This window comes from Pseudomonas sp. G7(2022) (assembly GCF_052660475.1).
Window position 1 is genome coordinate 682,020 of record NZ_CP109659.1, and the last position, 24,655, is coordinate 706,674.

The 24,655-nt window shown below is 62.7% G+C and carries 25 protein-coding genes; all 25 read right to left on the reverse strand.

All coding sequences use genetic code 11. The features are described from left to right. Window positions 1-24 precede the first annotated feature (24 nt). A complete protein-coding gene (gene ureC / locus NE357_RS02940; protein WP_169428655.1) occupies window positions 25-1,725 on the reverse strand; it encodes an urease subunit alpha in 1,701 nt (566 codons plus the stop codon). Window positions 1,726-1,874: 149 nt separating this feature from the next. After that, window positions 1,875-2,180: an urease subunit beta gene (locus tag NE357_RS02945; RefSeq protein WP_007915947.1), complete on the reverse strand. Its 306-nt coding sequence runs from the start codon at window positions 2,178-2,180 to the stop codon at window positions 1,875-1,877. After that, the gene (locus NE357_RS02950; RefSeq protein ID WP_169428656.1) at window positions 2,180-2,713 is read right to left on the reverse strand and encodes a GNAT family N-acetyltransferase; all 534 of its coding nucleotides are present in this window, start codon (window positions 2,711-2,713) and stop codon (window positions 2,180-2,182) included. The genes NE357_RS02945 and NE357_RS02950 overlap by 1 nt, the downstream gene beginning before the upstream one ends. Window positions 2,714-2,718: 5 nt before the next feature. Further along, window positions 2,719-3,252, reverse strand: coding sequence for a GNAT family N-acetyltransferase (locus NE357_RS02955; RefSeq protein WP_169428657.1), 534 nt, complete (start codon window positions 3,250-3,252; stop codon window positions 2,719-2,721). Window positions 3,253-3,261: 9 nt separating this feature from the next. Beyond that, window positions 3,262-3,564 (reverse strand): urease subunit gamma, encoded by a 303-nt coding sequence (gene ureA / locus NE357_RS02960; RefSeq protein ID WP_039766748.1) that lies wholly within the window; start codon window positions 3,562-3,564, stop codon window positions 3,262-3,264. Between the two features lie 225 nt (window positions 3,565-3,789). Beyond that, window positions 3,790-4,629: an urease accessory protein UreD gene (locus NE357_RS02965; protein ID WP_169428658.1), complete on the reverse strand. Its 840-nt coding sequence runs from the start codon at window positions 4,627-4,629 to the stop codon at window positions 3,790-3,792. Between the two features lie 43 nt (window positions 4,630-4,672). Then, window positions 4,673-5,371, reverse strand: a complete 699-nt coding sequence (gene urtE / locus NE357_RS02970) for an urea ABC transporter ATP-binding subunit UrtE (protein WP_169428659.1) — start codon at window positions 5,369-5,371, stop codon at window positions 4,673-4,675. Between the two features lie 45 nt (window positions 5,372-5,416). Then, entirely contained in the window at window positions 5,417-6,286 is an 870-nt protein-coding gene (gene urtD, locus NE357_RS02975; protein ID WP_085746541.1) for an urea ABC transporter ATP-binding protein UrtD, read from the reverse strand. After that, the gene (gene urtC, locus NE357_RS02980; protein ID WP_169428660.1) at window positions 6,283-7,362 is read right to left on the reverse strand and encodes an urea ABC transporter permease subunit UrtC; all 1,080 of its coding nucleotides are present in this window, start codon (window positions 7,360-7,362) and stop codon (window positions 6,283-6,285) included. Before urtC ends, urtD begins: the two co-directional genes overlap by 4 nt. Continuing rightward, on the reverse strand, window positions 7,362-8,864 hold the full coding sequence (gene urtB, locus NE357_RS02985; RefSeq protein ID WP_169428661.1) for an urea ABC transporter permease subunit UrtB: 1,503 nt from the start codon (window positions 8,862-8,864) through the stop codon (window positions 7,362-7,364). The genes urtC and urtB overlap by 1 nt, the downstream gene beginning before the upstream one ends. Before the next feature lie 215 nt (window positions 8,865-9,079). Continuing rightward, entirely contained in the window at window positions 9,080-10,345 is a 1,266-nt protein-coding gene (urtA, locus tag NE357_RS02990; RefSeq protein WP_169428662.1) for an urea ABC transporter substrate-binding protein, read from the reverse strand. Between the two features lie 205 nt (window positions 10,346-10,550). After that, window positions 10,551-11,561: a FecCD family ABC transporter permease gene (locus NE357_RS02995; protein WP_169428663.1), complete on the reverse strand. Its 1,011-nt coding sequence runs from the start codon at window positions 11,559-11,561 to the stop codon at window positions 10,551-10,553. After that, window positions 11,558-12,505, reverse strand: a complete 948-nt coding sequence (locus tag NE357_RS03000) for an ABC transporter substrate-binding protein (protein WP_169428664.1) — start codon at window positions 12,503-12,505, stop codon at window positions 11,558-11,560. The genes NE357_RS02995 and NE357_RS03000 overlap by 4 nt, the downstream gene beginning before the upstream one ends. Beyond that, window positions 12,502-13,290: an ABC transporter ATP-binding protein gene (locus tag NE357_RS03005; protein WP_169428665.1), complete on the reverse strand. Its 789-nt coding sequence runs from the start codon at window positions 13,288-13,290 to the stop codon at window positions 12,502-12,504. The genes NE357_RS03000 and NE357_RS03005 overlap by 4 nt, the downstream gene beginning before the upstream one ends. Window positions 13,291-13,302: 12 nt before the next feature. Then, the gene (locus tag NE357_RS03010) at window positions 13,303-15,429 is read right to left on the reverse strand and encodes a TonB-dependent receptor (RefSeq protein WP_169428666.1); all 2,127 of its coding nucleotides are present in this window, start codon (window positions 15,427-15,429) and stop codon (window positions 13,303-13,305) included. A gap of 162 nt (window positions 15,430-15,591) precedes the next feature. Continuing rightward, the gene (locus NE357_RS03015; RefSeq protein WP_169428667.1) at window positions 15,592-16,971 is read right to left on the reverse strand and encodes a PepSY-associated TM helix domain-containing protein; all 1,380 of its coding nucleotides are present in this window, start codon (window positions 16,969-16,971) and stop codon (window positions 15,592-15,594) included. 80 nt (window positions 16,972-17,051) lie between these two features. Next, the gene (locus NE357_RS03020; protein WP_169428668.1) at window positions 17,052-19,172 is read right to left on the reverse strand and encodes a TonB-dependent copper receptor; all 2,121 of its coding nucleotides are present in this window, start codon (window positions 19,170-19,172) and stop codon (window positions 17,052-17,054) included. An 84-nt stretch (window positions 19,173-19,256) separates the two neighbouring features. Continuing rightward, window positions 19,257-19,703 (reverse strand): DUF2946 domain-containing protein, encoded by a 447-nt coding sequence (locus NE357_RS03025; RefSeq protein WP_169428669.1) that lies wholly within the window; start codon window positions 19,701-19,703, stop codon window positions 19,257-19,259. Between the two features lie 21 nt (window positions 19,704-19,724). Continuing rightward, window positions 19,725-20,204 carry a copper chaperone PCu(A)C gene (locus NE357_RS03030; RefSeq protein WP_169428670.1) on the reverse strand — a complete coding sequence of 160 codons (480 nt, stop codon included), beginning with the start codon at window positions 20,202-20,204 and terminating at the stop codon, window positions 19,725-19,727. 48 nt (window positions 20,205-20,252) lie between these two features. Then, window positions 20,253-20,654 (reverse strand): DUF2946 domain-containing protein, encoded by a 402-nt coding sequence (locus tag NE357_RS03035; protein ID WP_169428671.1) that lies wholly within the window; start codon window positions 20,652-20,654, stop codon window positions 20,253-20,255. A gap of 97 nt (window positions 20,655-20,751) precedes the next feature. Continuing rightward, window positions 20,752-21,042 carry an addiction module antidote protein gene (locus NE357_RS03040; protein WP_085609233.1) on the reverse strand — a complete coding sequence of 97 codons (291 nt, stop codon included), beginning with the start codon at window positions 21,040-21,042 and terminating at the stop codon, window positions 20,752-20,754. A 3-nt stretch (window positions 21,043-21,045) separates the two neighbouring features. After that, the gene (locus tag NE357_RS03045) at window positions 21,046-21,348 is read right to left on the reverse strand and encodes a type II toxin-antitoxin system RelE/ParE family toxin (protein WP_085611238.1); all 303 of its coding nucleotides are present in this window, start codon (window positions 21,346-21,348) and stop codon (window positions 21,046-21,048) included. Window positions 21,349-21,539: 191 nt separating this feature from the next. Then, on the reverse strand, window positions 21,540-22,268 hold the full coding sequence (locus tag NE357_RS03050) for a cobalt-precorrin-6A reductase (RefSeq protein WP_169428672.1): 729 nt from the start codon (window positions 22,266-22,268) through the stop codon (window positions 21,540-21,542). Beyond that, on the reverse strand, window positions 22,265-23,362 hold the full coding sequence (locus NE357_RS03055) for a cobalt-precorrin-5B (C(1))-methyltransferase (protein WP_169428673.1): 1,098 nt from the start codon (window positions 23,360-23,362) through the stop codon (window positions 22,265-22,267). The genes NE357_RS03050 and NE357_RS03055 overlap by 4 nt, the downstream gene beginning before the upstream one ends. Next, on the reverse strand, window positions 23,355-24,566 hold the full coding sequence (gene cbiE / locus NE357_RS03060; RefSeq protein WP_169428674.1) for a precorrin-6y C5,15-methyltransferase (decarboxylating) subunit CbiE: 1,212 nt from the start codon (window positions 24,564-24,566) through the stop codon (window positions 23,355-23,357). The genes NE357_RS03055 and cbiE overlap by 8 nt, the downstream gene beginning before the upstream one ends. Window positions 24,567-24,655 lie beyond the last annotated feature (89 nt).

A 24,655-nucleotide genomic window follows, 5' to 3' on the forward strand; every position in this document is an offset into this window, starting at 1 on the left:
GCCCCGGGCGACCGGGGTTTTTCTTCAGAACAGAAAATAACGCTGCGCCATCGGCAGGGTCTCCGCTGGCTCGCACCAGAGCAGTACACCGTCAGCCTTGACCTGATAGGTCTGCGGATCGACGTCGATAGTCGGCAGGTAATCGTTGTGGATCAAGTCGGTTTTCTGCACGTCGCGACAACCTTTGACCACGGCGATTTTCTTCTTCAGGCCCAACGCTTCGGGCAGTCCCGATTCCTGTGCTGCCTGGCTGATGAAGGTCAGGCTGGTGGCGTGCAGCGAGCCACCGTAACTGGCAAACATCGGACGGTAATGCACCGGTTGCGGGGTCGGGATCGAGGCGTTGGCGTCGCCCATCAGGCTCGCGGCGATGGCGCCGCCCTTGAGGATCAGCGTCGGCTTCACGCCGAAAAAGGCCGGGCGCCAGAGCACCAGATCCGCCCACTTGCCGACTTCCACCGAACCCACTTCATGGCTGATGCCGTGGGTGATCGCCGGGTTGATCGTGTACTTGGCGATGTAGCGTTTGGCGCGGAAGTTGTCGTTGCCTTCGCCATCCTGCGGCAGCGGGCCACGCTGTTTTTTCATCTTGTCGGCGGTCTGCCAGGTGCGCGTGATGACTTCGCCGACGCGGCCCATGGCCTGGCTGTCGGAGCTGATCATCGAGAACGCGCCGAGGTCGTGGAGGATGTCTTCGGCGGCAATCGTTTCGCGGCGGATACGGCTTTCGGCGAACGCCACGTCTTCGGCAATGCTCGGGTCGAGGTGGTGGCAGACCATCAGCATGTCGAGGTGTTCGTCGATGGTGTTGCGGGTAAACGGCCGGGTTGGATTGGTCGAACTCGGCAGCACGTTGGCGAAACCACAGGCCTTGATGATGTCCGGCGCGTGGCCGCCACCGGCACCTTCGGTGTGATAGGTGTGGATGGTGCGGCCCTTGAATGCACCGAGAGTGGTTTCGACGAAACCGGACTCGTTGAGGGTGTCGGTGTGGATCGCCACCTGCACATCGTACTGGTCGGCGACGCTCAGGCAGTTGTCGATGCTCGCCGGGGTGGTGCCCCAGTCTTCGTGCAACTTGAGGCCGATGGCGCCGGCCTTGACCTGTTCGATCAATGGCTCCGGCAGGCTGGCGTTGCCCTTGCCGGTGAGGCCGATGTTCATCGGGAACGCATCGGCGGCCTGGAGCATCCGCGCCAGATGCCACGGCCCCGAAGTGCAAGTGGTGGCGTTGGTACCGGTGGCCGGGCCGGTGCCGCCGCCGATCATGGTGGTGACGCCGCTCATCAGCGCTTCTTCGATCTGTTGCGGGCAGATGAAGTGGATGTGGGTGTCGATGCCGCCGGCGGTGAGGATCATGCCCTCACCGGCGATCACTTCGCTGCTGGCGCCGATGGCGATGGTCACGCCGGGCTGCACGTCCGGGTTGCCGGCCTTGCCGATGGCGGCGATGCGCCCGTCCTTGAGGCCGACGTCAGCCTTGACGATGCCCCAGTGGTCGATGATCAGCGCGTTGGTGATGACGGTGTCGACCACTTCAGCGGCCAGCAACTGGCTCTGGCCCTGACCGTCGCGGATCACTTTGCCGCCGCCAAATTTCACTTCTTCGCCGTAGGTGGTGAAGTCCTGTTCGACCTCGATCCACAGCTCGGTGTCGGCCAGGCGCACCTTGTCGCCGACGGTGGGGCCGAACATGTCGGCGTAGGCTTGACGCGAGATCTTCATGTGTTCGCCTTGGAATTCAATTGGTTTTGAGATCGTTCGCTGCGCTCACTTTCGCGAGCAGGCTCGCTCCCACAGGGGATCGGATTCCAGCTGGAGGAACTCGGTTTAATGTGGGAGCGAGCCTGCTCGCGATGGAGGCGCCGCAAAATTCAGAGGTCACCCATGACCCGTCCGGCAAACCCGAACACCCGCCGGTGACCGGCGTAATCCACCAGTTCCACCTCGCGGCTCTGGCCCGGTTCGAAGCGCACGGCGGTGCCTGCCGGGATGTTCAGGCGCATGCCGCGACTGGCGGCGCGGTCGAAGGTCAGGGCGTCGTTGGTTTCGAAGAAATGGTAGTGCGAGCCGACCTGAATCGGCCGGTCGCCGCTGTTCGCTACCTTCAGGCTGACGGTGCGGCGACCGACGTTGAGTTCGATGTCGCCGGGCTGGATCTGGTATTCGCCGGGAATCATCAGTTCGCTCCTTGCAGGACTTTGTAATAGAGGGCCGTCGGGCGATAGGTGCCACTCGGGTCGCAGGCGTAGTCGGGGATTTCCCCGGCGCGGGTGTAACCCAGGGCCTTGTAGAAATCTTCGGCAGGGGAGCCGGCCTCGGTGTCGAGGTAGAGCATGCCGCGCTTGTACTGGCGGGCCGTCAGCTCCAGCGCTTCCATCAATTGCTGACCGAGGCCGCGCCGCCGGGCGTGTTCGCGCACCAGCAGTTTCTGCACCTCGGCACGGTTCAGGCCGTTGGCTTTCTGGCACAGGCTCAACTGGACGCTGGCCTGCACCTGCTCGTCCTTGACCACCACCCACAGCAAGACGCTGCCCTTGTTCAGGTTGTCCTGCACTTCGTCGAAATAGGCACGGGCCTGCGCGGCATCGAGGTCGGCCATGAAGCCGACGCTGGCGCCATACCCCACGGCGTCGAGCAGCAGGTCGATCAGGCCCTGACGATAGTGCGCAAAACTTTCAGCATTGACGCGTCGCAGTTGGGCGGGGTTCATCGGTGTCACTCCTTGTTGGCGGGCGGTGGCTCCGCGCCAGGATTGAGGGTCAGTTGCATGAAGGTCAGGTCGAGCCAGCGGCCGAACTTGGTGCCGACTTGCGGCATCTGCCCGGTGGTGATGAAACCGGCACGCTCGTGCAGGCGGATCGACGCCGCGTTGCCGCTTTCGATGGCGGCGACCATGACGTGCTTGCCACAGGTTTTCGCGCGTTCGATCAGCGCGGTCATCAGTTGCGGGCCGAGGCCGTTGCCGCGCTGGTCGCTGCGCACGTAGACCGAGTGCTCGACGGTGTGGCGGAAACCGTCGAACGGTCGCCAGTCACCGAACGAAGCGTAGCCGAAGGTGGTGTTGTCGGCGTCGACGATCACCAGGATCGGATACCCCTGGGCCTGGCGCGCGCTGAACCACGCCTGACGGTTGCCGAGGTCGACGGCGGATTCATTCCAGATCGCCGTGGTGTTGAGCACGGCGTCGTTGTAAATGTCGCGGATCGCCGGCAGGTCGGCGTGCAGTGCATCGCGGATGGTGTAAGTCATGGCGCGGCCTCAGACGATCGGTTGGTGGACGGTGACCAGTTTGGTGCCGTCGGGAAACGTCGCTTCGACCTGGATCTCCGGGATCATTTCCGGGATGCCTTCCATCACCTGATCGCGGGTCAGCAGGGTGGTGCCGTAGTGCATCAGCTCGGCCACGGTCTGGCCGTCACGTGCACCTTCGAGCAGCGCCGCCGAGATGTAGGCCATGGCTTCCGGGTAGTTGAGCTTCACGCCACGGGCCAGTCGCCGTTCGGCCACGAGGCCGGCGGTGAAGATCAGCAGCTTGTCTTTTTCGCGTGGGGTCAGGTCCATCGTTTTAAATCCATTTGGGCAGTTTGTGTGGTTCTTGTGGTGAGGGGGTGTCAGTTGGAACCGCCCCTCACCCTAGCCCTCTCCCGGGGGGAGAGGGGACAGATCGCTGTCGTTTGCAATGGCCAGTTCAGTCAGCAACATTTTTGAGTTAAAAAATTTCTTTTCAGGGCACCTCGGTCAGGCTCCCTCTCCCTCCGGGAGAGGGCGGGGGGTGAGGGCTGGTTTTCAGGTGTTCCATATTCTTGGCGGTACTGCCTCGCGTCCCATCAATTTCGGCCGCAACAATCGCCACAACTCAATAAGCCACGCCCGCGCCAGCAACGCTTCACTGGCCAGGCAACGGGCGACCAAAAGACCGGGCAATTGCGTCAGATCCCCGCGCACTTCGTGCTCCAGCGAGCGGCAGCGCTCCAGCAATTCAGCGTCGACTTCACCGGTGACCAGCAACGTCGCAAACACCGGATTGCCATCCAGCCCGATCGGCGAATCCAGCAAGCCGTCATCACCGACGATGCGCTGACGCTCATGCCACAACAACCGGCCATCACGGCGAATATCCAGATGCGCCTGGAAATGCCCGAGGTCGAAACGCTCGCCGCTGGCCGGACGACCGAGCGCCACCACGTCCCAGTAGAACAGCCGCGCATCGCCTTCAAGGTCGATCGCGGTCGTGAGTTCAGCCTGGGCGGCGCTGTAGACGATGGTTTCCTGGGGCAGCCATTCCAGTGTCGCGCCATCAGCGACATGCAGGTTCAGCGACTGATAAGCGGGCCCCGCCGCGCGATACCACTTGGCCGCGCCGGGGCTGGTGATCTGTGCCCAGGCGCCCTGTTCGACGCGGGCGCTGATGTCGAGCCGGTCACCGCCGGCAATCCCGCCCGGCGGGTGGACGATAATGTGCTGGCAGACCTCGGGCCCTTCGGCGTACAGGTGCTTTTGCACCCGCAGCGGGCCGAGGTGCCGGCGTCGGGTCGGTCGTGTGCAATCGCCGAAGCGGGCGTAGGCCAGCTCAAGCTCGGCGTGCCAGCTCGGGGTAAACAGGGCAGTCGCAACAGGTAAGTTCATGTTTTCTGATTATCGTTAGGACGCTACAGATTAGACCGTAACCTTAAATAGTCACCAGCCCGCGCACACCTTCGGCTTCCATATTTTCTCCACGGCCCTGCTGCACGATCTCGCCCCGGGACATCACCAGGTACTGATCGGCCAGCTCGGCGGCGAAATCGTAGAACTGCTCCACCAGCAGAATCGCCATGTCACCACGGGCGGCGAGCTTCTTGATCACTGCGCCGATTTCCTTGATCACCGACGGCTGGATGCCTTCGGTGGGCTCGTCGAGGATCAGCAGTCGTGGACGGCTGGCCAGTGCGCGGCCGATGGCGAGTTGTTGCTGCTGACCGCCGGACAAGTCACCACCGCGCCGCTGTTTCATTTGCAGCAGCACCGGAAACAGCTCGTAGATGAACGCCGGAACCTCTTTGGCCTGGCTGCCGGGAAAACGCGACAGGCCCATCAGCAGGTTCTCTTCCACGGTCAGCCGGCCGAAAATCTCCCGGCCCTGCGGCACGTAGGCGATCCCGGCGTGTACCCGTTGATGCGGCTTGAACGTGGTGATCGGTTGGCCTTCCCAGTTCACCGCGCCTTCCTTGGCCGGCAACAGGCCCATCAGGCATTTGAGCAGCGTGGTCTTGCCCACGCCGTTACGGCCGAGCAGGCAGGTCACTTCGCCGACCTTCACGTCAAAGCTCAGGCCACGCAGGATGTGGCTTCCGCCGTAATACTGGTGCAGCTTGTCGACTTGCAGCATTTCCAGATCTCCTCAAATCCCCGCATTGGAAAGGTGTTTGCAGTTTCAGCGGCCGAGGTAAACCTCGATCACGCGCTCGTTGTCCTGCACCTGTTCCAGCGACCCCTCGGCCAGCACGCTACCCTGATGCAACACGGTGACGTGGTCGGCAATCGAGCCGACGAAGCCCATGTCGTGTTCCACCACCATCAGCGAATGTTTGCCGGCGAGCGACTTGAACAGCTCGGCGGTGAACTCGGTTTCGGCGTCGGTCATGCCCGCCACCGGTTCATCGAGCAACAGCAATTGCGGGTCCTGCATCAGCAACATGCCGATTTCCAGAAACTGTTTCTGCCCGTGGGACAGCAACCCCGCCGGGCGATTGACCGAGGTGGTCAGGCGAATGGTGTCGAGCACTTCGCTGATCCGGTCTTTCTGCTCGCCGCTCAACCGCGCCCGCAGACTGGCCCACACCGACTTGTCGGTTTTCTGCGCCAGCTCCAGGTTCTCGAACACGCTCAACGCTTCGAACACCGTCGGTTTCTGGAACTTGCGACCGATGCCGGCCTGGGCGATCTGCACTTCGCTCATCTGCGTCAGGTCGAGGGTTTCGCCGAACCACGCCTTGCCATGGCTCGGGCGGGTCTTGCCGGTGATCACGTCCATCAGCGTGGTCTTGCCCGCGCCGTTGGGACCGATGATGCAGCGCAGTTCGCCGACGCCGATGTACAGATTCAGATTGTTCAGCGCCCGGAAGCCGTCGAAGCTGACGCTGATGTCTTCCAGGGTCAGGATCGTGCCGTGACGGGTGTCGAGGCCCGGACCGACGCGTTGCCCGAGGCCGATCGAGTCGCGACTGGTGCCTTCGTCCTTGTTGGGCTCCACCGGGAAAAAGGCCGGTTCCAGCATGAATTCAGCGCTCGCCGTGACTCTCATGATTCACCTCGTTTCTTCAGCAGACCGATCACGCCTTTGGGCAGGTACAACGTCACGACGATGAACAGCGCGCCGAGGAAGAACAGCCAGTATTCGGGGAAGGCCACGGTGAACCAGCTCTTCATGCCGTTGACCACACCGGCGCCGAGCAGCGGGCCGATCAGGGTGCCGCGCCCGCCGAGGGCCACCCACACGGCGGCTTCGATCGAGTTGGTCGGCGACATTTCGCTGGGGTTGATGATCCCCACCTGCGGCACGTACAGCGCACCGGCCAGACCACACAACACCGCGCTCAACACCCAGACGAACAGCTTGAAGCCGCGCGGATCGTAGCCGCAGAACATCAAACGGTTTTCCGCATCGCGCAACGCCGTCAGCACCCGGCCGAACTTGCTGCGGGCCAGGCGCCAGCCGATGAACAGGCTCGCCACCAGCAACAGCACCGTCGCCAGAAACAGCACCGCACGAGTGCCGGGTTCGGTGATGCCGAAACCGAGGATCGTGCGGAAATTGGTGAAACCGTTGTTGCCGCCGAAACCGGTCTCGTTGCGGAAAAACAGCAGCATGCCGGCGAAGGTCAGGGCCTGGGTCATGATCGAGAAATACACGCCCTTGATCCGTGAACGGAACGCGAAGAAACCGAACACCAGCGCCAGCAACCCCGGCGCCAACACCACCAGGCACATCGCCCAGAGGAAGCTGCCGGTGCCGCTCCAGTACCACGGCAACTCGGTCCACGACAGGAAGGTCATGAACGCCGGCAGACCATCACCGGCGGCCTGACGCATCAGGTACATGCCCATCGCATAACCGCCGAGGGCGAAGAAGAGGCCGTGGCCCAACGACAGGAGACCTGCGTACCCCCAGACCAGATCCAGCGCCAGGGCGACGATGGCGTAGCAGAGAATCTTGCCGACCAGCGTCAGGGTGTAAGCGGAAACGTGCAGCGCATTGTCCGCCGGCAACAGCGACAGCAGCGGCAGGGCGATCAGCAAGGCGAGAACCACCGCGCCGACAGCGAGGGTGACTTTCGGGCCGGCCTTTTGTGTGGCCGTGACTAGTAGAGGCTGGTTCATCAGTCGATCACCCGTCCTTTCAGTGCGAAGAGGCCTTGCGGACGTTTCTGGATGAACAGAATGATCAGCGCGAGGATCAGGATCTTGCCGAGCACCGCACCGATCTGCGGTTCGAGAATCTTGTTGGCGATGCCCAGGCCGAACGCGGCGAACACGCTGCCGGCCAGTTGGCCGACACCGCCGAGCACCACCACCAGGAACGAGTCGATGATGTAGCTCTGACCCAGGTCCGGGCCGACGTTGCCGATCTGACTCAGGGCCACGCCGCCGAGCCCGGCGATGCCCGAACCGAGGCCAAAGGCGAGCATGTCGACGCGTCCGGTCGGCACGCCGCAGCAGGCTGCCATGTTGCGGTTCTGGGTAACGGCGCGCACGTTCAGACCGAGGCGGGTCTTGTTCAACAGCAGCCAGGTCAGCGCCACCACGAACAACGCAAAAGCGATGATCACGATGCGGTTGTACGGCAGCACCAGATTCGGCAACACCTGAATCCCGCCGGACAGCCACGCGGGGTTCGCCACTTCAACGTTCTGCGCACCGAACACCAGACGCACCAACTGGATCAGCATCAGGCTGATGCCCCAGGTGGCGAGCAGGGTTTCCAGTGGCCGGCCGTAGAGGTGACGAATCACCGTGCGCTCCAGGGCCATGCCGATGGCGGCCGTGACGAAGAACGCCACCGGCAGCGCGATCAGCGGATAGAACTCGATGGCCTGCGGGGCGTAGCGCTGGAACATCAACTGCACGACGTAGGTCGAGTAGGCGCCGAGCATCAACATTTCGCCGTGGGCCATGTTGATCACGCCGAGCAGGCCGAAAGTGATCGCCAGCCCCAGGGCTGCGAGCAACAGAATCGAACCGAGGGACATGCCGCTGAACGCCTGACCGAGCAGTTCGCCAACCAGCAATTTGCGTTTGACCTGGGCGAGGCTGGTTTCAGCAGCGGTGCGCACGTTGGCGTCGGCTTCGATGCCGGGTTCGAGCAGGCCTTCAAGTCGGGTGCGAGCCAATGGGTCGCCGGTTTCACCGAGCAGACGCACGGCCGCGAGGCGCACCGCCGGGTCAGTGTCGACCAGTTGCAGGTTGGCCAGCGCCAGGCTCAGGGCGGCGTGGACGTTTTCATCTTGTTCGCCAGCCAGTTGCTGGTCGAGGAATTTCAGCTGCGCCGGTTTGGCGCTTTTCTGCAATTGCTGCGCGGCGCTCAGACGGGTTTTGGCGTCGGCGGCGAGCAATTGGTGGCTGGCCAGTGCGGTGTCGATCAGACCCCGCAGGCGGTTGTTCAGGCGCAGGGTTTTGGGTTGGCCGTCGACGGTCAGTTCGCCTTGTTGCAGGGCGTTGATCAGTTCGACACGCGCCGGATCGGGCTGCGCGGCCCAGGCTTCCAGCAGTTTGGCCTGTTGCGTCGGGTTGGCGGCGACGAAGTCTTCGGCGTCGCTGGCGTGGGCGGCCATCGGTAGCAAAAGTGCGATGGCGCAGATAAAGCGGTAGATGGCAGTTGGCATTGGTGGTGTCCTGTTCAACCGCCCCCTCACCCTAACCCTCTCCCGGAGGGAGAGGGGACTGACCGAGGTGCTTGAGCGATGTGCTGCAACTTGCAGATTCGAGTCGATCTCAGGCTTTGAAAGGCTTGAAGATCGGCTCCCTTTCCCCCTCTCCCTGAGGGAGAGGGTTGGGGTGAGGGGGAAGTGTCAGGTCCACCTCAGTTTCGGAACCCGCCTCAGTTGCTCTTCACCGCATAATCCGGCTTCTTGTCGTTGCCCTGAATGAACGGGCTCCAAGGCTGTGCCCGAATCGGCCCCTCGGTCTGCCACACCACGTTGAACTGACCGTCGGCCTGGATCTCGCCGATCATCACCGGTTTGTGCAGGTGGTGGTTGGTCTTGTCCATGGTCAGGGTGTAGCCGGACGGCGCGGCGAAGGTCTGGCCGCCGAGGGCTTCGCGGACCTTGTCGACGTCGGTGGATTTGGCTTTCTCCGCCGCCTGCGCCCACATGTGGATACCGACGTAGGTGGCTTCCATCGGGTCGTTGGTCACCGCTTTGTCGGCGCCCGGCAGGTTGTGTTTCTTCGCGTAGGCTTTCCAGTCGGCGACGAATTTCTTGTTCACCGGGTTCTCCACCGACTCGAAGTAGTTCCACGCTGCGAGGTTGCCCACCAGCGGCTTGGTGTCGATGCCGCGCAATTCTTCTTCACCCACCGAGAACGCCACCACCGGTACGTCGGTCGCCTTCAGGCCCTGGTTGGCCAGCTCTTTGTAGAACGGCACGTTGGAGTCGCCATTCACGGTGGAGATCACAGCGGTCTTGCCGCCGGCCGAGAATTTTTTGATGTTGGCGACGATGGTTTGATAGTCGCTGTGGCCGAACGGGGTGTAGACCTCTTCGATGTCTTTATCCGCGACGCCTTTGGAATGGAGGAACGAACGCAGGATCTTGTTGGTGGTGCGCGGGTAGACGTAGTCGGTGCCGAGCAGGAAGTAGCGCTTGGCGCCGCCACCTTCTTCGCTCATCAGGTATTCAACCGCCGGGATCGCTTGCTGGTTCGGCGCGGCGCCGGTGTAGAACACGTTCGGCGACATCTCTTCGCCTTCATATTGCACCGGGTAGAACAGCAGGCCGTTGAGTTCTTCGAACACCGGCAGCACCGATTTGCGCGACACCGAAGTCCAGCAGCCGAACACCACCGCGACCTTGTCCTGGGTCAGCAACTGCCGGCCCTTCTCTGCGAACAGCGGCCAGTTCGACGCCGGGTCGACCACCACCGGTTCAAGCATCTTGCCGTTCACGCCGCCCTTGGCGTTGATCTCGTCGATGGTCATCAACGCCATGTCCTTGAGCGATGTTTCGGAGATCGCCATGGTGCCGGACAACGAATGCAGAATCCCGACCTTGATGGTCTCGGCGGCCTGTACCGTCCAGGTCATGCCCATCGCGGCAATCGATGCCGTGAGTGTGAAAGCCTTGATCAAACTGCGACGCTTCATTGTGCGATCTCCATGAACGTTAAAGTTTTTTATGGTTGGCAGATGCGAACGACTGAAGGGTGTTTTGCAAGGGCTGTGCCCGGTCGTGTTTGAGCAGGGAAATGTCGGTTTAGAGCGGTTGCGCGCAAAGTCCGCGCACCATCGGAGGACGTGTTGCATGCAAAGGTGCAGCGGGGTGCGCCAGAATGGGGCGCGCCCCGAGGAGTCAGCGACGGCGCATCAGGCCGATGAAGAACAGCCCGCCGAGGGCCGCGGTGGCGACGCCGATGGGCAGGTCTTCGGGAGCAATCAGCGTGCGTGCGGCGACGTCGACCCAGACGAGGAATACGCTGCCGAGCAACACGCACACCGGCAGCAGACGCCGGTGCTCTGCACCGATCAAACGCCGGGCAATGTGCGGCACCATCAGCCCGACAAAGCCGATGGAACCACTGATCGACACCAGTACCCCGGTCATCAACGAAGCAATCACGAACACCCGCAGACGCACCGCCCGGGCATTCAGGCCGAGGGTGACGGCGGTCTGTTCGCCGGCCATCAAGGCGTTCAGCGGACGGGCCATGCCGATCAGCAGAATCAGTCCGAGCAACACGCTGAGCGCCGGCACCGCCAACAATTCCCAGCGCGCCAGACCGAGTCCGCCGAGCATCCAGAACATCACCGCTGAACTTGCCCGGTGATCGCCCATGAACAGCAGCAGGTTGGCGATCGCCATCATCACGAACGACACGGCCACGCCGCACAGCAGCAGACGATCACTGTCCAGCCGCCCCTGACGGTTGGCGATGCCCAGCACCAGAAACATGCTCAACAATGCGCCGATGAATGCGGCGATCGGCAAGGTCAGCAGGCCGACGATTTCACCGACGTGCAGCACCACGATCACTGCACCGAGGGTGGCACCGGAGGTGACGCCGAGCAAGTGCGGATCGGCCAGCGGATTGCGCGTCACCGCTTGCAGCACCGCGCCGATCAACGCCAGCCCTGCACCCACCAATGCACCGAGCAACATGCGCGGCACGCGGATCAGCCAGACGATGAGCTCCTGGCCGGCGCTCCAGTCCGGCACGCCGAGGCCGAACAGTTTGTGCTGCAGAATCCGCCACACCACGTCCACCGGCACCCGCGCCGGGCCGAAGCCCAGCGACACCACGCACGACACCAGCAGCACGGCACCGAGGGCGATCAGCAGCAGCGCATAGCGACGATCGATCATTCGCCGTGGAACCCTTTGGCCAGGGTTTCAACTGCGAGCACGTTGTCGATCCCCGGCGTGGCCTGCACGTAAGGGATGACGATGAAACGCTGGTTCTTGATCGCGTCCACCGATTGCAGTGCCTTGTTCTTCAGCAGGAATTCGATCTTCTGCTCGGCGGTGATTTCGCTGTAGTCGACGATCACGATCACCTGCGGATTGCGCTCGACCACGGTTTCCCAGTTGACCCGGGTCCAGCTCGCTTCTACGTCATCGAGCACGTTGCGCCCGCCGGCGGCGTCGATCAGCGCCTGCGGCATGCCGAGGCGGCCGGAGGTCATGGCGCGGTCTTCGCCGCTGTCGTACAGGAACACCCGTGGTTTTTCAGCGGGCAGGTTTTTGCGGATTTCCGCGACCTGACTTTGCATGTCGGCGATCAGCGCGTTGGCGCGGTCCTGCACGTCGAAAATCTTTCCGAGGTTGCGCAGATCGTTGTAAGTGTCGTCCAGCGTGGCGGCCGGGCGCTTCATCACGAAGGCGCAGGATTCGGTCAGTTCATAGACGTTGATGCCCAGCGGTTGCAGGGTCTGCGGCGTGAGATCACCGCCGACGCGCATGCCGTAATCCCAGCCGGCGAAGAAGAAATCGACGTTGGCGTTGAGCAGGGTTTCCACCGACGGGTACTTGGCTGCCAGTTCCGGCAGACCGTCGAGCAGGCTCTGCATTTCAGGCGTTACCGATTTCCAGCCACTGACGCCGCTGTAACCGGCCATCTTCGACTTGAGGCCGAGGGCGAGCATCATCTGGGTCATATTGATGTCGTGACTGACCGCGTGTTTCGGCGCTTGCTCGAAGGTCACTTCGCGGTTGCAGCTCTGGATCGTCAGCGGGTACTTCGTGGCCTCGGCAAAGGCTTGAGTGGTGCCCAGCAACAGAGCGAGGCAAAGCAGGGAGCGCGCAGTCATGGTCGGGTTATCCAGGTGATTCGCGGGTAGCCGTGGAGGGGGTGGGAATCGATCAGTGCTTCGACGCCGAACACGTCGCGCAGCAGTTCGACGGTCAGGACTTGTTGCGGGGTGCCGCTGGCGACGATGCGACCGTGGTTGATCACATACAAACGGTCGCAGAACGCGGCGGCCAGGTTCAGGTCGTGGATGCTCGCCAACGTGCCGATCTGCAAACGCTTGACCAGTTGCAGCAGTTCCAGCTGATAGCGCGGGTCGAGGTGGTTGGTCGGCTCGTCGAGGATCAGCAGTTGCGGTTGCTGGGTCAGGGCGCGGGCCAGAATCACACGCTGTTTTTCACCACCGGAAAGGGTGGCGAACGCGTGGTCTTCGAAGCCGTCGAGGCCCACGGATTTGAGGGCCTGGGTGGCGAGCTGGCGGTCTTCCAGTGTGTCGCCATCGAACAGACCCTTGTGCGGCGTGCGGCCCATGGCGACCACTTCTTCGACCGTCAGGCCGAAGGCGTCGGGGAATTCCTGCAGCACCACGGCGATGCGTTGCGCACACCAGCGTGAAGATTGTTTCCAGACGTTGTGGTGGTCGAGTTTGACCTCACCGCGTTCCGGCTGGCTGAAGCGGTAGGCGCAGCGCAACAGGCTGGTCTTGCCGCTGCCATTGGGCCCGATCAGCCCGACGAACTCACCGGCGGCCACTTGCAGCGAGGCGTCACGCAGCTGGAACTGGTGATGGCAGTGGCCGTGGCCCAGGGGTGTCCAGGCGAGATCGGTGAGGGACAGTGAGGTCATTTCGTTCCTGTTCTAGAAGGTGTAGTCAGCCGTGACAAAGAACGAACGAGGCTCACCCAGAATCCACTGCTGCCCCTCATTGTATTGGCTTTGTGCATACGTCCGGTCAAACAGATTGTTCACCTGCAACCCCAGCGTGGTGTTGCGCAGGGCTTTCCACGACAGCGTCGCATCGACCACGGTGTAACTCGGCAGCTCGTTGCGATTGGCCATGTCGGCATAACGCGCATCGACATAACGCACACCGGCGCCGGCTTTCAGATCATCGGTCAGCGCCTTGCTCAGCCACAGATTGGCAGTGCGCCGTGGCACGTCCACCGGGCGATTGCCATTACGCGACACCGGCACGCCGCCGATCACTTCTTCGAAATCGTCGTACTTGGCCTTCACGATTGCGGCGTTGGCCTGCAGTTGCCAGGCGTTCGGCAGTTGCAGATCGAGGCTGGCCTCCAGGCCGTTCGACGATTGCTGGCCGACCTGTTGCTTGAGCGTCGGGTTGCCCGGGTCGTCAGTCAGCAGCTTCTTCTTCACGATGCGATATGCCGCCAACGTGAACTCGCCGCGCTGATCCCAGAACAGCTGCTTCAGGCCGATCTCGGTTTGCCGCGCGGTGGACAGGTCGTATTGCTGCTGACTCGGGCTCAGGGAAATCAGGCCGCCGACGCCGTCGGTGCTGGTGGCGACCTGGCCGTAGAACGAGGTGTCCTGCGTCAGCGCGAACACCAGCCCGGCCTTCCAGTTGTTGCCGGTCAGGGTCTTGTCGCTCTGGCTGCCGTCGACCAGGTTGTTGCGATCCACGTGCACGTAGTCGCGGCGCACACCGGTCACCAGCGACCAGCGCTCGCTCAGTTGCGTGCGGTTTTCGGCGAACACCGACATCTGTCTGGTGGTGCTGTCGAACTGATCGCGATAGGGGTCGGCGCTCTCGAAATAGCCAATCTGCGGGTGATACCGATCCAGCGGCTTGCCGCTCGGCAATACATCGTTGAACGGCGAATTGCTGTCGAGCTGAAAGCGGATGCGGTTGTAATCGACGCCGGTCACGGTCTGGCTGTCGAGACCAAACAGCGAATGCTTGAAGGTGAAGGTCTGGCGGTCGCCGACCTGCTCCTGTTTGTGGCCGATGCCAAAGTAGCCGCTGCGGCTGAGCTGCTGACTGTCAGCGTCGAAGTTGTAGTTTTCGGCGTTCTGCCAACGGCGCTGGGCTTTCAGGTAGTACAGCTCGTTGCTGGCGCTGACCGCGTCGTTGATCTGCCAATCGGTGGTCAGGCGCGTCCATTGATCGTTGTAGTGCTGCTTGTCGTCGCGCACGTTGTAGTTCTTGTTGCGCAGGCTGTCTTTCAACTGGCCGTTGATCAGCGGTGTGCCGAAGTCGTTCTGCGGGCGCTGATCGCCGTAATCGTGGGCAAGGGTGAAGATCAGGTCGTCAGTGGCCTGCCAGCGCAGGGCGGCGCTGATGAAGTCGCTGGACGAGTCGCCGCGATCAACCCAGCCGTTGCTGCGCAGGCGATTGAGGTTGAGGCGATAGCTCAGGGTATCGGTCAGCGAGCCGCCGCTGTCGAACGACTGTTGCTGGCTGTCGAACGAGCCGTAGCCGACCCGCACATGGTTTTCGATTTCGCCTGCGAACGGCTTCTTCGGGATCATGTTGACCACCGCGCCGGTCGCGCCTTCGCCGTACAGCACCGAGGCCGGGCCGCGCAGCACGTCGACGCGCTCCACCGACCAGGTGTCGACCGGGAAGGTCACGGTGCCCATGCCGGTGTACATGCGGTTGCCGTCATACAACTGCATCACGGAACTCTGTCCGGTAAAACCCCGGGCCTGCAACGAAGTGCCGCCATCGCCCGGCGTGCCGGTGCGGCTGATGCCGGTGCTGCGCGACACCGCGTCCTGCACGCTGCGGTCGCCACGGGTGCGGACTTGTTCGCCGCTCAGGCTTTCGACACTGGCTGGGGTTTCCATCGCGCTGAGGTTCAGGCGCGAGCCGGCACTGGTCGGCGTGGTCAGGCTGACAGTCTGGTCGTCATTGGCCAGGGCGGTGATGGTGCCGGTGGGCAGCGTCAGCGGGGCGTTGTCGGCGTGGGCGCTGTTGTTCAAGGCGAACAGACAGAGGCTGGACAAGAGGTACTTGTTCATCGGGGCGGTGAATCACTTCTTCAAAAGAAAAGCCCGCAGGCTCATGACAGTGCATGGCTGCGGGCAGAGCAGCAAATTTGCGTTATACAGTAACACTAAAAATTGCCGGAGTTTAAGCCCCGGCAGTTTAAAGGTCTGTCTGGCTCGCGCATCTCGCCTGTTTCATGATGAAGTTGAGGCAGATTCAGTTTGTCGGCCCAGGCGCGACAGCAGCAGCCGATCCAGCAACCACACCACCACCAGCGAAGCCCCCACCAGCGGAAACACCACCGCCAGCACCAGCATGATCGCCACGCCGGTTTTCCACTTCGGCAGATCGTGGCGCAGCGGCGGCACGCCGAATTTGCCCTGGGGCCGACGCTTCCACCAGATCACCACGCCGCTGACGGCGCTGAGCAGGATCATCAGGCAGATCAGCAACACGATGATCTGGTTGAAGGTGCCGAACATCTTGCCTTCGTGGAGCATCACGCCGATCTCGGTGGCCCGGGCAACCGCGCCGTACTGCTCGAAACGCACGTCGGCCAACACCTTGCCGGTGTACTGATCGACGTGCAGGGTCGCGTCGTTGCGCGGGTCGTCGGCGAACACCGCAATGGTGAACACACCGGTGGAAGTAGTCGGCAGGGTGATGCTGTAGCCCGGCTCGACCTTGCGCTCGATGGCGATGTTCTGCACATCCTGCAGGCGGATGCTCGGCGCGGCGGGGCCGTGTTGCATGCCGCCGTGGGCCATGTGTTCGGCGTGGTCACCGGACATCGGCATTGGCGTGTTTTCCATCGCCCACGGCACGGTCTGGCGCGCGGCGTTGTTCAGGCTGCCGGCCTCGACGTCGGAGGTCGGCACGTTGTTCCACATCGCCGCCGGGAACACGTTCCACACCTGGGCGTACTGCTTGCCCCAGAAGCCGGTCCAGGTCATGCCGCTGAGCAGCATCACCAGCAGCAGTGCCGCGCCCCAGAACCCGGTGACCGCGTGAAGGTCACGCCACAGCACGCGACCGCGACTGTTCAGGCGTGGCCACAGAATCCCCGCTGCCTGACCTCGCGGCCACCACAGGAAAACCCCGGACACCACCAGCACCACGCCCCACCCGGCGGCCAGTTCGATCAGCCGGTCACCGACGGTGCCGATCATCAGTTCGCCGTGGATCGCCCGGGCGAGCGCCTGCAGGTTCTGCTTGGCATCCTGCTCGCCGAGGATGTCGCCGTGGTACGGATCAACGAACACGTTCAGCTCATGGCCGGCATTCTTCACCACGAATTGCGCACTGCGCTCGGCGTTCGCCGGTGGCAGGTACTGGGTGACCTGGCCTTGTGGATAAGCGCTTCTGACCTTTTGCAGCAGGTCGTCGGCCGGCACGGTGTGATGTCCGGCGGGGACGTTCAGCAGGCTGCTGTACATCAGTGAATCGAGCTGCGGCTTGAACAGGTAAATGATGCCGGTCAGGGCCAGCATCACCATGAATGGCGCGACGAACAGTCCGGCATAAAAATGCCAACGCCAGGCCAGGTTGTAGAAATTCGGTTTGGGCTGTGTCATCACGAGTGCTCCGCTTGGCTTGGATCTTCTAGTTGTCTGTTGTCACTCGCTCCCTCAAGAGGAGCGAGTGCCCTTGAGGGTTAGAAACTCATGTCCACCTTGGTCCAGAGCGTGCGCCCCGGCTCGTTGATGGCTTGCGGGTCGTTGGCCGGATAGCCGAACCCGGCGTTGCCTGCCAGGTTGAGGTGTTCGGCGTAAGCCTTGCCGAACAGGTTGTCGACGCCGGTACTGACCTTCCAGTTCTTGTTGATCCGGTAGGCACCGTTGAGCGAGAACACGCCGAAGCCCGAACTCTTGTCGTAATCCTTGCCGACCACGTTGCCCTTGTTCTGGTCGATCCGGTTTTGCGCGGCAACCACCCTCCACAGTGCGCCGGCGCTCCAGTTGTCTTCGCTGTAGGTGAGGCCGAAACGTGCATCCAGCGGCGGCATCTGCGGCAGGGCCTTGCCGTCGCTGCTGTTCTTGCCCCAGGCGTAGGCCAGGGTCGCATCGGCTTTCCAGTTGTCGGTGAGTTTGTAGGCGGCGCCGAGTTCACCGCCCATGATCCGCGCGTCAATGTTCTCGGCGCGGGAGGTGCTCATGCCCATCATCGTCGGGGTGTAGTCGAACAGGATGTAGTCGCGCACCACGCCGATGTAGCCTGAGGCCCAGGCTTCGAGATCGGCGTCCTTGTAGTTCACGCCGAAGTCCAGCTGAGTGGTCTTTTCCGGTTTGATCGAATCGAACGCATTGACCGAACCCGCCGGGCCGGACTTGGGCGAAAACAGTTCCCAGTAATCGGGGAATCGTTGTGCGTGGCCGAGGCCGGCGTAGAGCGTGGTCGGGCTGTCGGCGAGGTCATGCTCGTAACGGATGAAGCCACTGGGCAGGGTGTCGGCTCGGGTATCGCCGGCAGTCGGATTCGGGCGAGACATCATTCCCGAGCCGGTGGTCTGGCGGTAATCCTTGGCCGAGGCTCGGTCGACCCGGGCGCCGGTAATCAGCCGGTCGCGGTCGGCGGCGTACCAGGTCATCTCGCTGAACACCCCGTAGTTATGGAAGTCGGCGTCCTTGGTGTACGGCTGATCCTTGTAGGTATCGATGCCCATGCCGCTGCGCTGACGGTGTTCGTTGGTCTGCGCATCGAGCCCGGTGATCAGCTGGATGTCGGCCCAGCGCCAGGTGGCCTTGATCCGTGCGCCGAGGGTGCGACGGTCGACGTTGGACGCCATGGGACCTGCCATCATCCCGGTGCCGGACGGCGTGCGCAGGGTGTAGTTGTCCATCACGTGGTCGGCGTAGTTGTAGTAGACCTGGGCTTCGAGCTTCTCCAGTACATCGGTGATGTTGGATTTCTCGAAGCGCAGACCGAGGCTTTCGCGCAGGAACTGTGAGCCGTCCATGCCGCGTCCGGCGTAGCGCGCTTCGCCGTCGCCCTTGCCGGCGGTGAGTTCGATCAGGGTGTCGGCATCGGGAGTCCAACCCAGCGCCACGTCGCCGTTCCACTTGTCATAACGCGAGGCAACGATGTCGTTGTTGCCGTCGCGGTAGTCGTCGGACTGCGCGGTGTTGCCGATCACCCGCACATAGCCCAGCGATCCGCCGGCCGCCGCATCGACGACTTTGTCGAAGCGGCCGTGGGAGCCCGCCAGCACGCTGGCATTCACGCGGGTACCGAGTTCGCCGAAGCTTTCCGGCTCGCGGTCGAACAGGATCGTGCCGGCCGAGGCGCCCGGTCCGTAGAGCACGGTTTGCGGGCCTTTGATCACGGTGAGTTTGTCGTAGGTCTCGGGCGATATGTACGAGGTCGGCGCGTCCATCCGGCCGGGGCAGGCACCGAGCATCATGCTGCCGTTGGTGAGAATGTTAAGACGCGAACCGAACATCCCGCGCAGCACCGGATCACCGTTGGTGCCGCCGTTGCGCACCAGGGCGAAGCCGGGAATGGTCTTCAGGTAGTCGCCACCGTCGCTGGCCGGCACCGGTTGGCGCGGATCTTTCGGATTGGTGACGATGGTCAGCGGCGAGCTCGGGGCGATGGCGGTGATCACCGTCGGGCTCAGTTCGTCAGCATGGCCGGTGTGTTCATCGGCGTGAACCAGCGGGGAAAGCAGGACGCCGCAAAGGACGGCGGTAGCGTGCCTGAAACGAACGCGGGATTCGTTCAGGGCAAAGGACGCCGGGGCACAACCCGGGCGTGGGACAGCAGAAAACCTGGACATGACAATTTCCATCAAACAGTCGTAAACGACACGGCCGGCAGCCTGAAGCTGTCTTCTCAACCGTGTGCAATCAGAGGTAGGTGTTTACGCTGCGACGGGCGGGGCGCGGGTGCGGGCGCCGGGGAAGAAGGTCTGCCGGGCATGGCCCAGACGCGGGGAGGGTGGGGTGAAGGTGTTGACGAGTGGAATGCTGAAAGTGGCAAAGCTGCCGCCGCTGGTCAGCGCCGGGCAATTGAACAGCAGGCTGCAATAGCCGCACTTTTCCCACAGCACGTGGTGCGAGGATTGCGGCGGGCAGTGTTCCGCCGAGGGCTGTGCACCGTGCCCGGCATGATCCATGCCCGGCATGTCCATCGACATGTCCATGCTCATCGGCATGGAGGTCGAGGCGTGCTGATCCATCGGCATCGACTGGGAAATCAGCGGGCCGATGAAGATCATCAACATGGCGAACAGGGCGATCCAGCTGCCGCGGGTCAGGTGTTCAGTCTGACGGCGTTGCACGGACGACCTGGCGCTGCGCGGGCGCATGGGCGGAGTCTGCCGAAGGGGTTACTGGGCGTGCGCGTGTTCCGGCATGTCTTGCGGTGGCTTCTTCTGCACGGCGACTTCGACGGTCACGTTACCGGCCTTTTCGAAGTGCAGGGTCAGCGGGAAGCGCTTGCCGTCGGTGAGCAGACTGCGGTCGCTCGGATTCATCAGCATCACGTGATAGGCCATCGGCGCAAAGGTCACGTTGCCACCGGCCGGGATCGCCACGTTCGGCACCTGTTGCATCTTCATCAGGTCGCCCTGCATCACGTGTTCGTGCAGTTCGGCTGTCGGGGCGATGGGCGAATCGACGCTGAGCAACCGGTCAGCGGTTTTGCCGGCGTTGTGAATGATGAAATACGCGGCAACGGTCGGCGCGTTCGGCGGCAGTTCCTGCGACCACGGGTGGGCGATTTCCAGCTCGCCGGCCTTGTATTCGTGGGCATGGGCGAAGCACGCAGGCAGCAACAGCGCAGCGATGACGATGAATTTGTTCAACATGGCAGTTCTCCAGAACGATTTGAAACGCAGGTCAAATGCGGGAACAAATCAAACCAGAGGAGAGGCGCGGGGATTGAGGCTCGGCCATTGCTGGCGCGGTGTCGGAGTCTGCAGCAAGGCGGGCGCCACGCTGCGATTGCTTTCGTATCGGGCGAAATACAGCTGCGGCGAATGCCCCGGCAACGCCATCACCGGCGCCGATCCGGAACAGCACCAGCAATGCTGCATGGTCGAATGATGGTCACCGCTTTGCGGCGCTTTCTGATCGAGGCTGCCGATGTCGATCGCCACCATCTTCGTCCCGCTGCCGGTGCAGAAACTGCTCCACAGCAACTGCTCGGCCGGCGTCTGCGCCGCCTGCGCCATCGCTCCCGTCAACGGCATGGCGAGCATGTTGAACAGCACTGCAAAGCAGGCGATCCAGGCAAATGCGAGCCGGTGTCGGTTCATGGGACAGATCCGTAGGGTGGGCGATCAGGCGCGGCTATTTAGCCTGATCAGGGCCGATAAGTAAAAAAGCGTCGTGCGGTTTGGTGTCGCAGAGGATTCAGCCTGCTACGGCATGCAACCGCAAACCCAGCGCCTTCATGACTTTCATGATAGTCGCGAATTCCGGATTTCCAGTGCTGCTCAGCGCTTTATAAAGGCTTTCACGACCCAGACCTGCATCCCGCGCAACCTGAGTCATGCCTTGGGCGCGGGCAATGTCATTAAGCGCTGCACGGATGAGAACGCCATCGCCAGCATCTTCGTCAAAACAGGCGTCCAGGTAAGCCGCCATTTCCTCCGGCGTTTTAAGAAACTCTGCAGCGTCGAAGCGGGTGAATTTTTCGGTCATGACTTACTCCTCATTACCGATGCTTTGCGCCATCCGGATGGCGCGTTTGATATCTCGTTTTTGTGTCGACTTGTCGCCCCCCAGCAGTAGCAGATAAATCACGTTACCTTTACGTGTGAAGTACATCCTGTAGCCGGGACCGTAATGAACGCGCATTTCATAAACGGCACTGCCAACGAACTCGCAATCACCCATATTTCCATGCTCTGCACCTCGAATTCTGGCGATGATGCGAGCTTTGCCGTTGGTGTCTTTCATCGAGTCGAGCCAATCGGCAAATGCAGGGGATCGTTCAAATTCGATCATGTCGAAATCGTATTCCTTGGGATACAGACTGACAAGGCGCGTTTTTCTTGAAGGCAGCAGTGCGCTTCAAGAATTTGCTCGCTGCAAATCTGTGTGGATTAAAGGAATCGAAATCTTGGCGTGAGGTGGCAGGGGCGAACAGTCGGCTGGTTCCTGAAATTCTGCCGGTCAAATCAAGGATTAGCTCGAAATCAGGAATTATCTGACGTAGAGAGGGCTTCCAGGACTTCAGACGTACACTTGAACTCCCGATCAACCCCCGCCAACACCGGCCGCTTCAACACCATCACCGGTACCCCAAGCTCCCGCGCCACGTCCAGTTTCGGCTCGGTCGCGGTGCTGCCGCTGTTCTTGCTGATCAGCACGTCGATCTGCCGCCGTTCGAACAGTGCTCGCTCATCTTCCAGCAGAAAGGGGCCACGGGCGCCGATGACTTCGCAGCGTTCGTTGCCGGGGTAGACGTCGAGGGCGCGCAGGGTCCAGAACTGGTGCGCGGGGATTTCATCGAGGTGTTGCAGCGGTTCGCGGCCAAGGGTGAACAGGGGGCGACGGAAGGGTTCGAGGGCGGTGATCAGTTCGGCCCAGTCGGCGACTTCGCGCCAGTCATCGCCCGGTTGCGGTTGCCACGCCGGGCGGCGCAGGGCCCAGCAGGGGATGTCGGTGAGTTTTGCAGCGGTGGCGGCGTTCCGGCTGATTTGTGCGGCGTAGGGATGGGTCGCGTCGAGCAGCAGATCGATGCCCTCGTCGCGAATGAACTGCGCCAGACCTTCGGCGCCACCGTAGCCGCCGACGCGCACCTGACATGTCAGATCGGTCGGGACCCGGCCGACGCCCGCCAGGCTGTAAATGTGTTCCGGCCCCAACGTGCGCGCGATGGCTAGCGCTTCAGTCACACCGCCGAGCAACAAAATCCGTTTCATGTAAAAGCCCCCGCATGGCCAACGATGCCGCCCTGACGATCAATCGCAAACACCTCGACCTGCACCTGAGCCGGCACCACGCTGCGGGCGAATTCCAGAGCATGGCGGCAAACTTCATCGCCAAGGGCAACACCCGCCGCACTGGCCATCGCCAATGCCTGCTGACTGGTGTTCGCCCCGCGTATGGCTTGCTGCAAGGTGTCGTCGGCGCCAATCGCCGCCGCCCACTCGGCCAGTTGCGGCAGGTCGATGCTCGAGTGGCGCGAGTGCAGGTCCATGTGCCCGGCTGCCAGTTTGCTGATCTTGCCGAAGCCGCCGCACAGGCTGAGTTTATCCACAGGCACTTTGCGCAGGTGCTTGAGCACGGCGCCGACGAAGTCGCCCATTTCGATCAGGGCGATTTCCGGCAGGTTGTAGACCCGGCGCATGGTGTCTTCGCTGGCGTTGCCGGTGCAGGCGGCGATGTGCAGGTAGCCGTTGGTTTTCGCCACGTCGATGCCTTGATGGATCGAGGCGATGTACGCCGCGCAGGAAAACGGCCGGACGATGCCGCTGGTGCCGAGGATCGACAGCCCGCCGAGAATCCCCAGGCGCGGGTTCATGGTTTTCAGCGCCAGGGCTTCGCCGCCCTCGACGTTGACCGTCACTTCGAAACCGCCGTTATAGCCGGTTTCTTCGGCGAGCAGCGTCAGGTGATCGCTGATCATCTTGCGCGGCACCGGGTTGATCGCCGGTTCGCCGACGGCCAGCACCAGTCCCGGGCGGGTGACGGTGCCGACACCTTTACCGGCGATGAAGCGAATTCCCGGCTCGTCGATCAGTTGCACACGGGAGTAGAGCAGGGCGCCGTGAGTCACGTCCGGATCATCGCCCGCATCTTTGATCGTCCCGGCTTCCGCGCCGTCATCGGTCAGCCGGCAGAACTCCAGACGCATCTGCACCTGCTTGCCCTTGGGCAACACGATCTGCACGGCGTCCGCCACCGCTCCGCCGAGCAGCAGGCGGGCGGCAGCAAGGCTGGTGGCCGTGGCGCAGCTGCCGGTGGTCAGGCCGCTGCGCAGGGGCGCGGGTTGTTCGGCGGTTTCGTCACGCATCGAGGGGTTTGACCAGATCGAGCAGGGTGATCGGCAACGCCTGGCGCCAGGTGTCGAACTCGCCCAGCGGTTGCGCCTGGGCGATGTGGATGCGGGTCAGCTCGCCGCCATGGCGTTCGCGCCAGCTCATCAAGGTCATTTCGCTTTGCAGGGTCACGGCGTTGGCGACCAGCCGGCCACCGGGTTTGAGTTGCTCCCAGCAGGTGTCGAGCACGCCTTCGCGGGTCACGCCGCCGCCGATGAAAATGGCGTCCGGACGTTCCAGCCCGACAAGGGCCTGTGGTGCGCTGCCGCGAATCAGTTGCAGGCCGGGAACACCCAAGGCGTCGCGGTTGTGTTCGATCAACTGCTGTCGGCCGTCATCGGCCTCGATGGCCAGCGCGCGGCAACTTGGATGAGCACGCATCCACTCGATACCGATCGAGCCGCTGCCGGCGCCGACGTCCCACAGCAGTTCGCCCGGTGTCGGGGCGAGGCGGGCGAGGGTGATCGCGCGCACGTCGCGTTTGGTCAGTTGGCCGTCATGCTGGAAGGCCGAGTCCGGCAGACCGGCGAGGCGGGACAGGCGTGGTGTCTGCGGATCGGCCAGGCATTCGATGGCGATCACGTTGAGGTCGGCAATGAGCGGGTCGTTCCAGTCGTTGGCGGTGCCGTCGATCCGGCGCTCGGCGTTGCCGCCCAGATGTTCCAGAACACTCAGGCGACTGGCGCCGAATCCACGCTCGCGCAGCGATGCCGCAACGGCGGCCGGGCTCTGACCGTCATTGCTCAGCAGCAACAGGCGCACGCCGCTGGACAACTGTGCATTCAGGGCGGCCAACGGTCGTGCCACCAAGGACACGATCACCACCTCCTGCAACGGCCAGCCCAGTCGGGCAGCCGCCAGCGAGCACGAAGACGGCGCCGGCAGAACCAGCATCTCGGCCCCCGGCACCTGCCGCGCCAGACTCGCGCCAACGCCGTAGAACATCGGATCACCGCTGGCCAGCACGCACATCGCTTCGCCGCGACGCTCGAGCACCGGGGCCAGGGAAAACGGGCTCGGCCACAACTGACGCTCGCCACGGATGCACACCGGCAACAGATCCAGCTGACGCTGACCGCCGATGATCCGCGAAGCGCCCATCAGGGCGCGCCGGGCATTCTTGCCCAGGCCCTTGAAGCCGTCTTCACCGATTCCTACTACTGTCAGCCAGGGTGACATCTGTAGCCTCTCAAAAAAGTGTCCGCAAACGCGCCGTTCCGACGGGCAGACTTTTCATGCCGTCGGACAAAGCAGGCATAATACCGCGC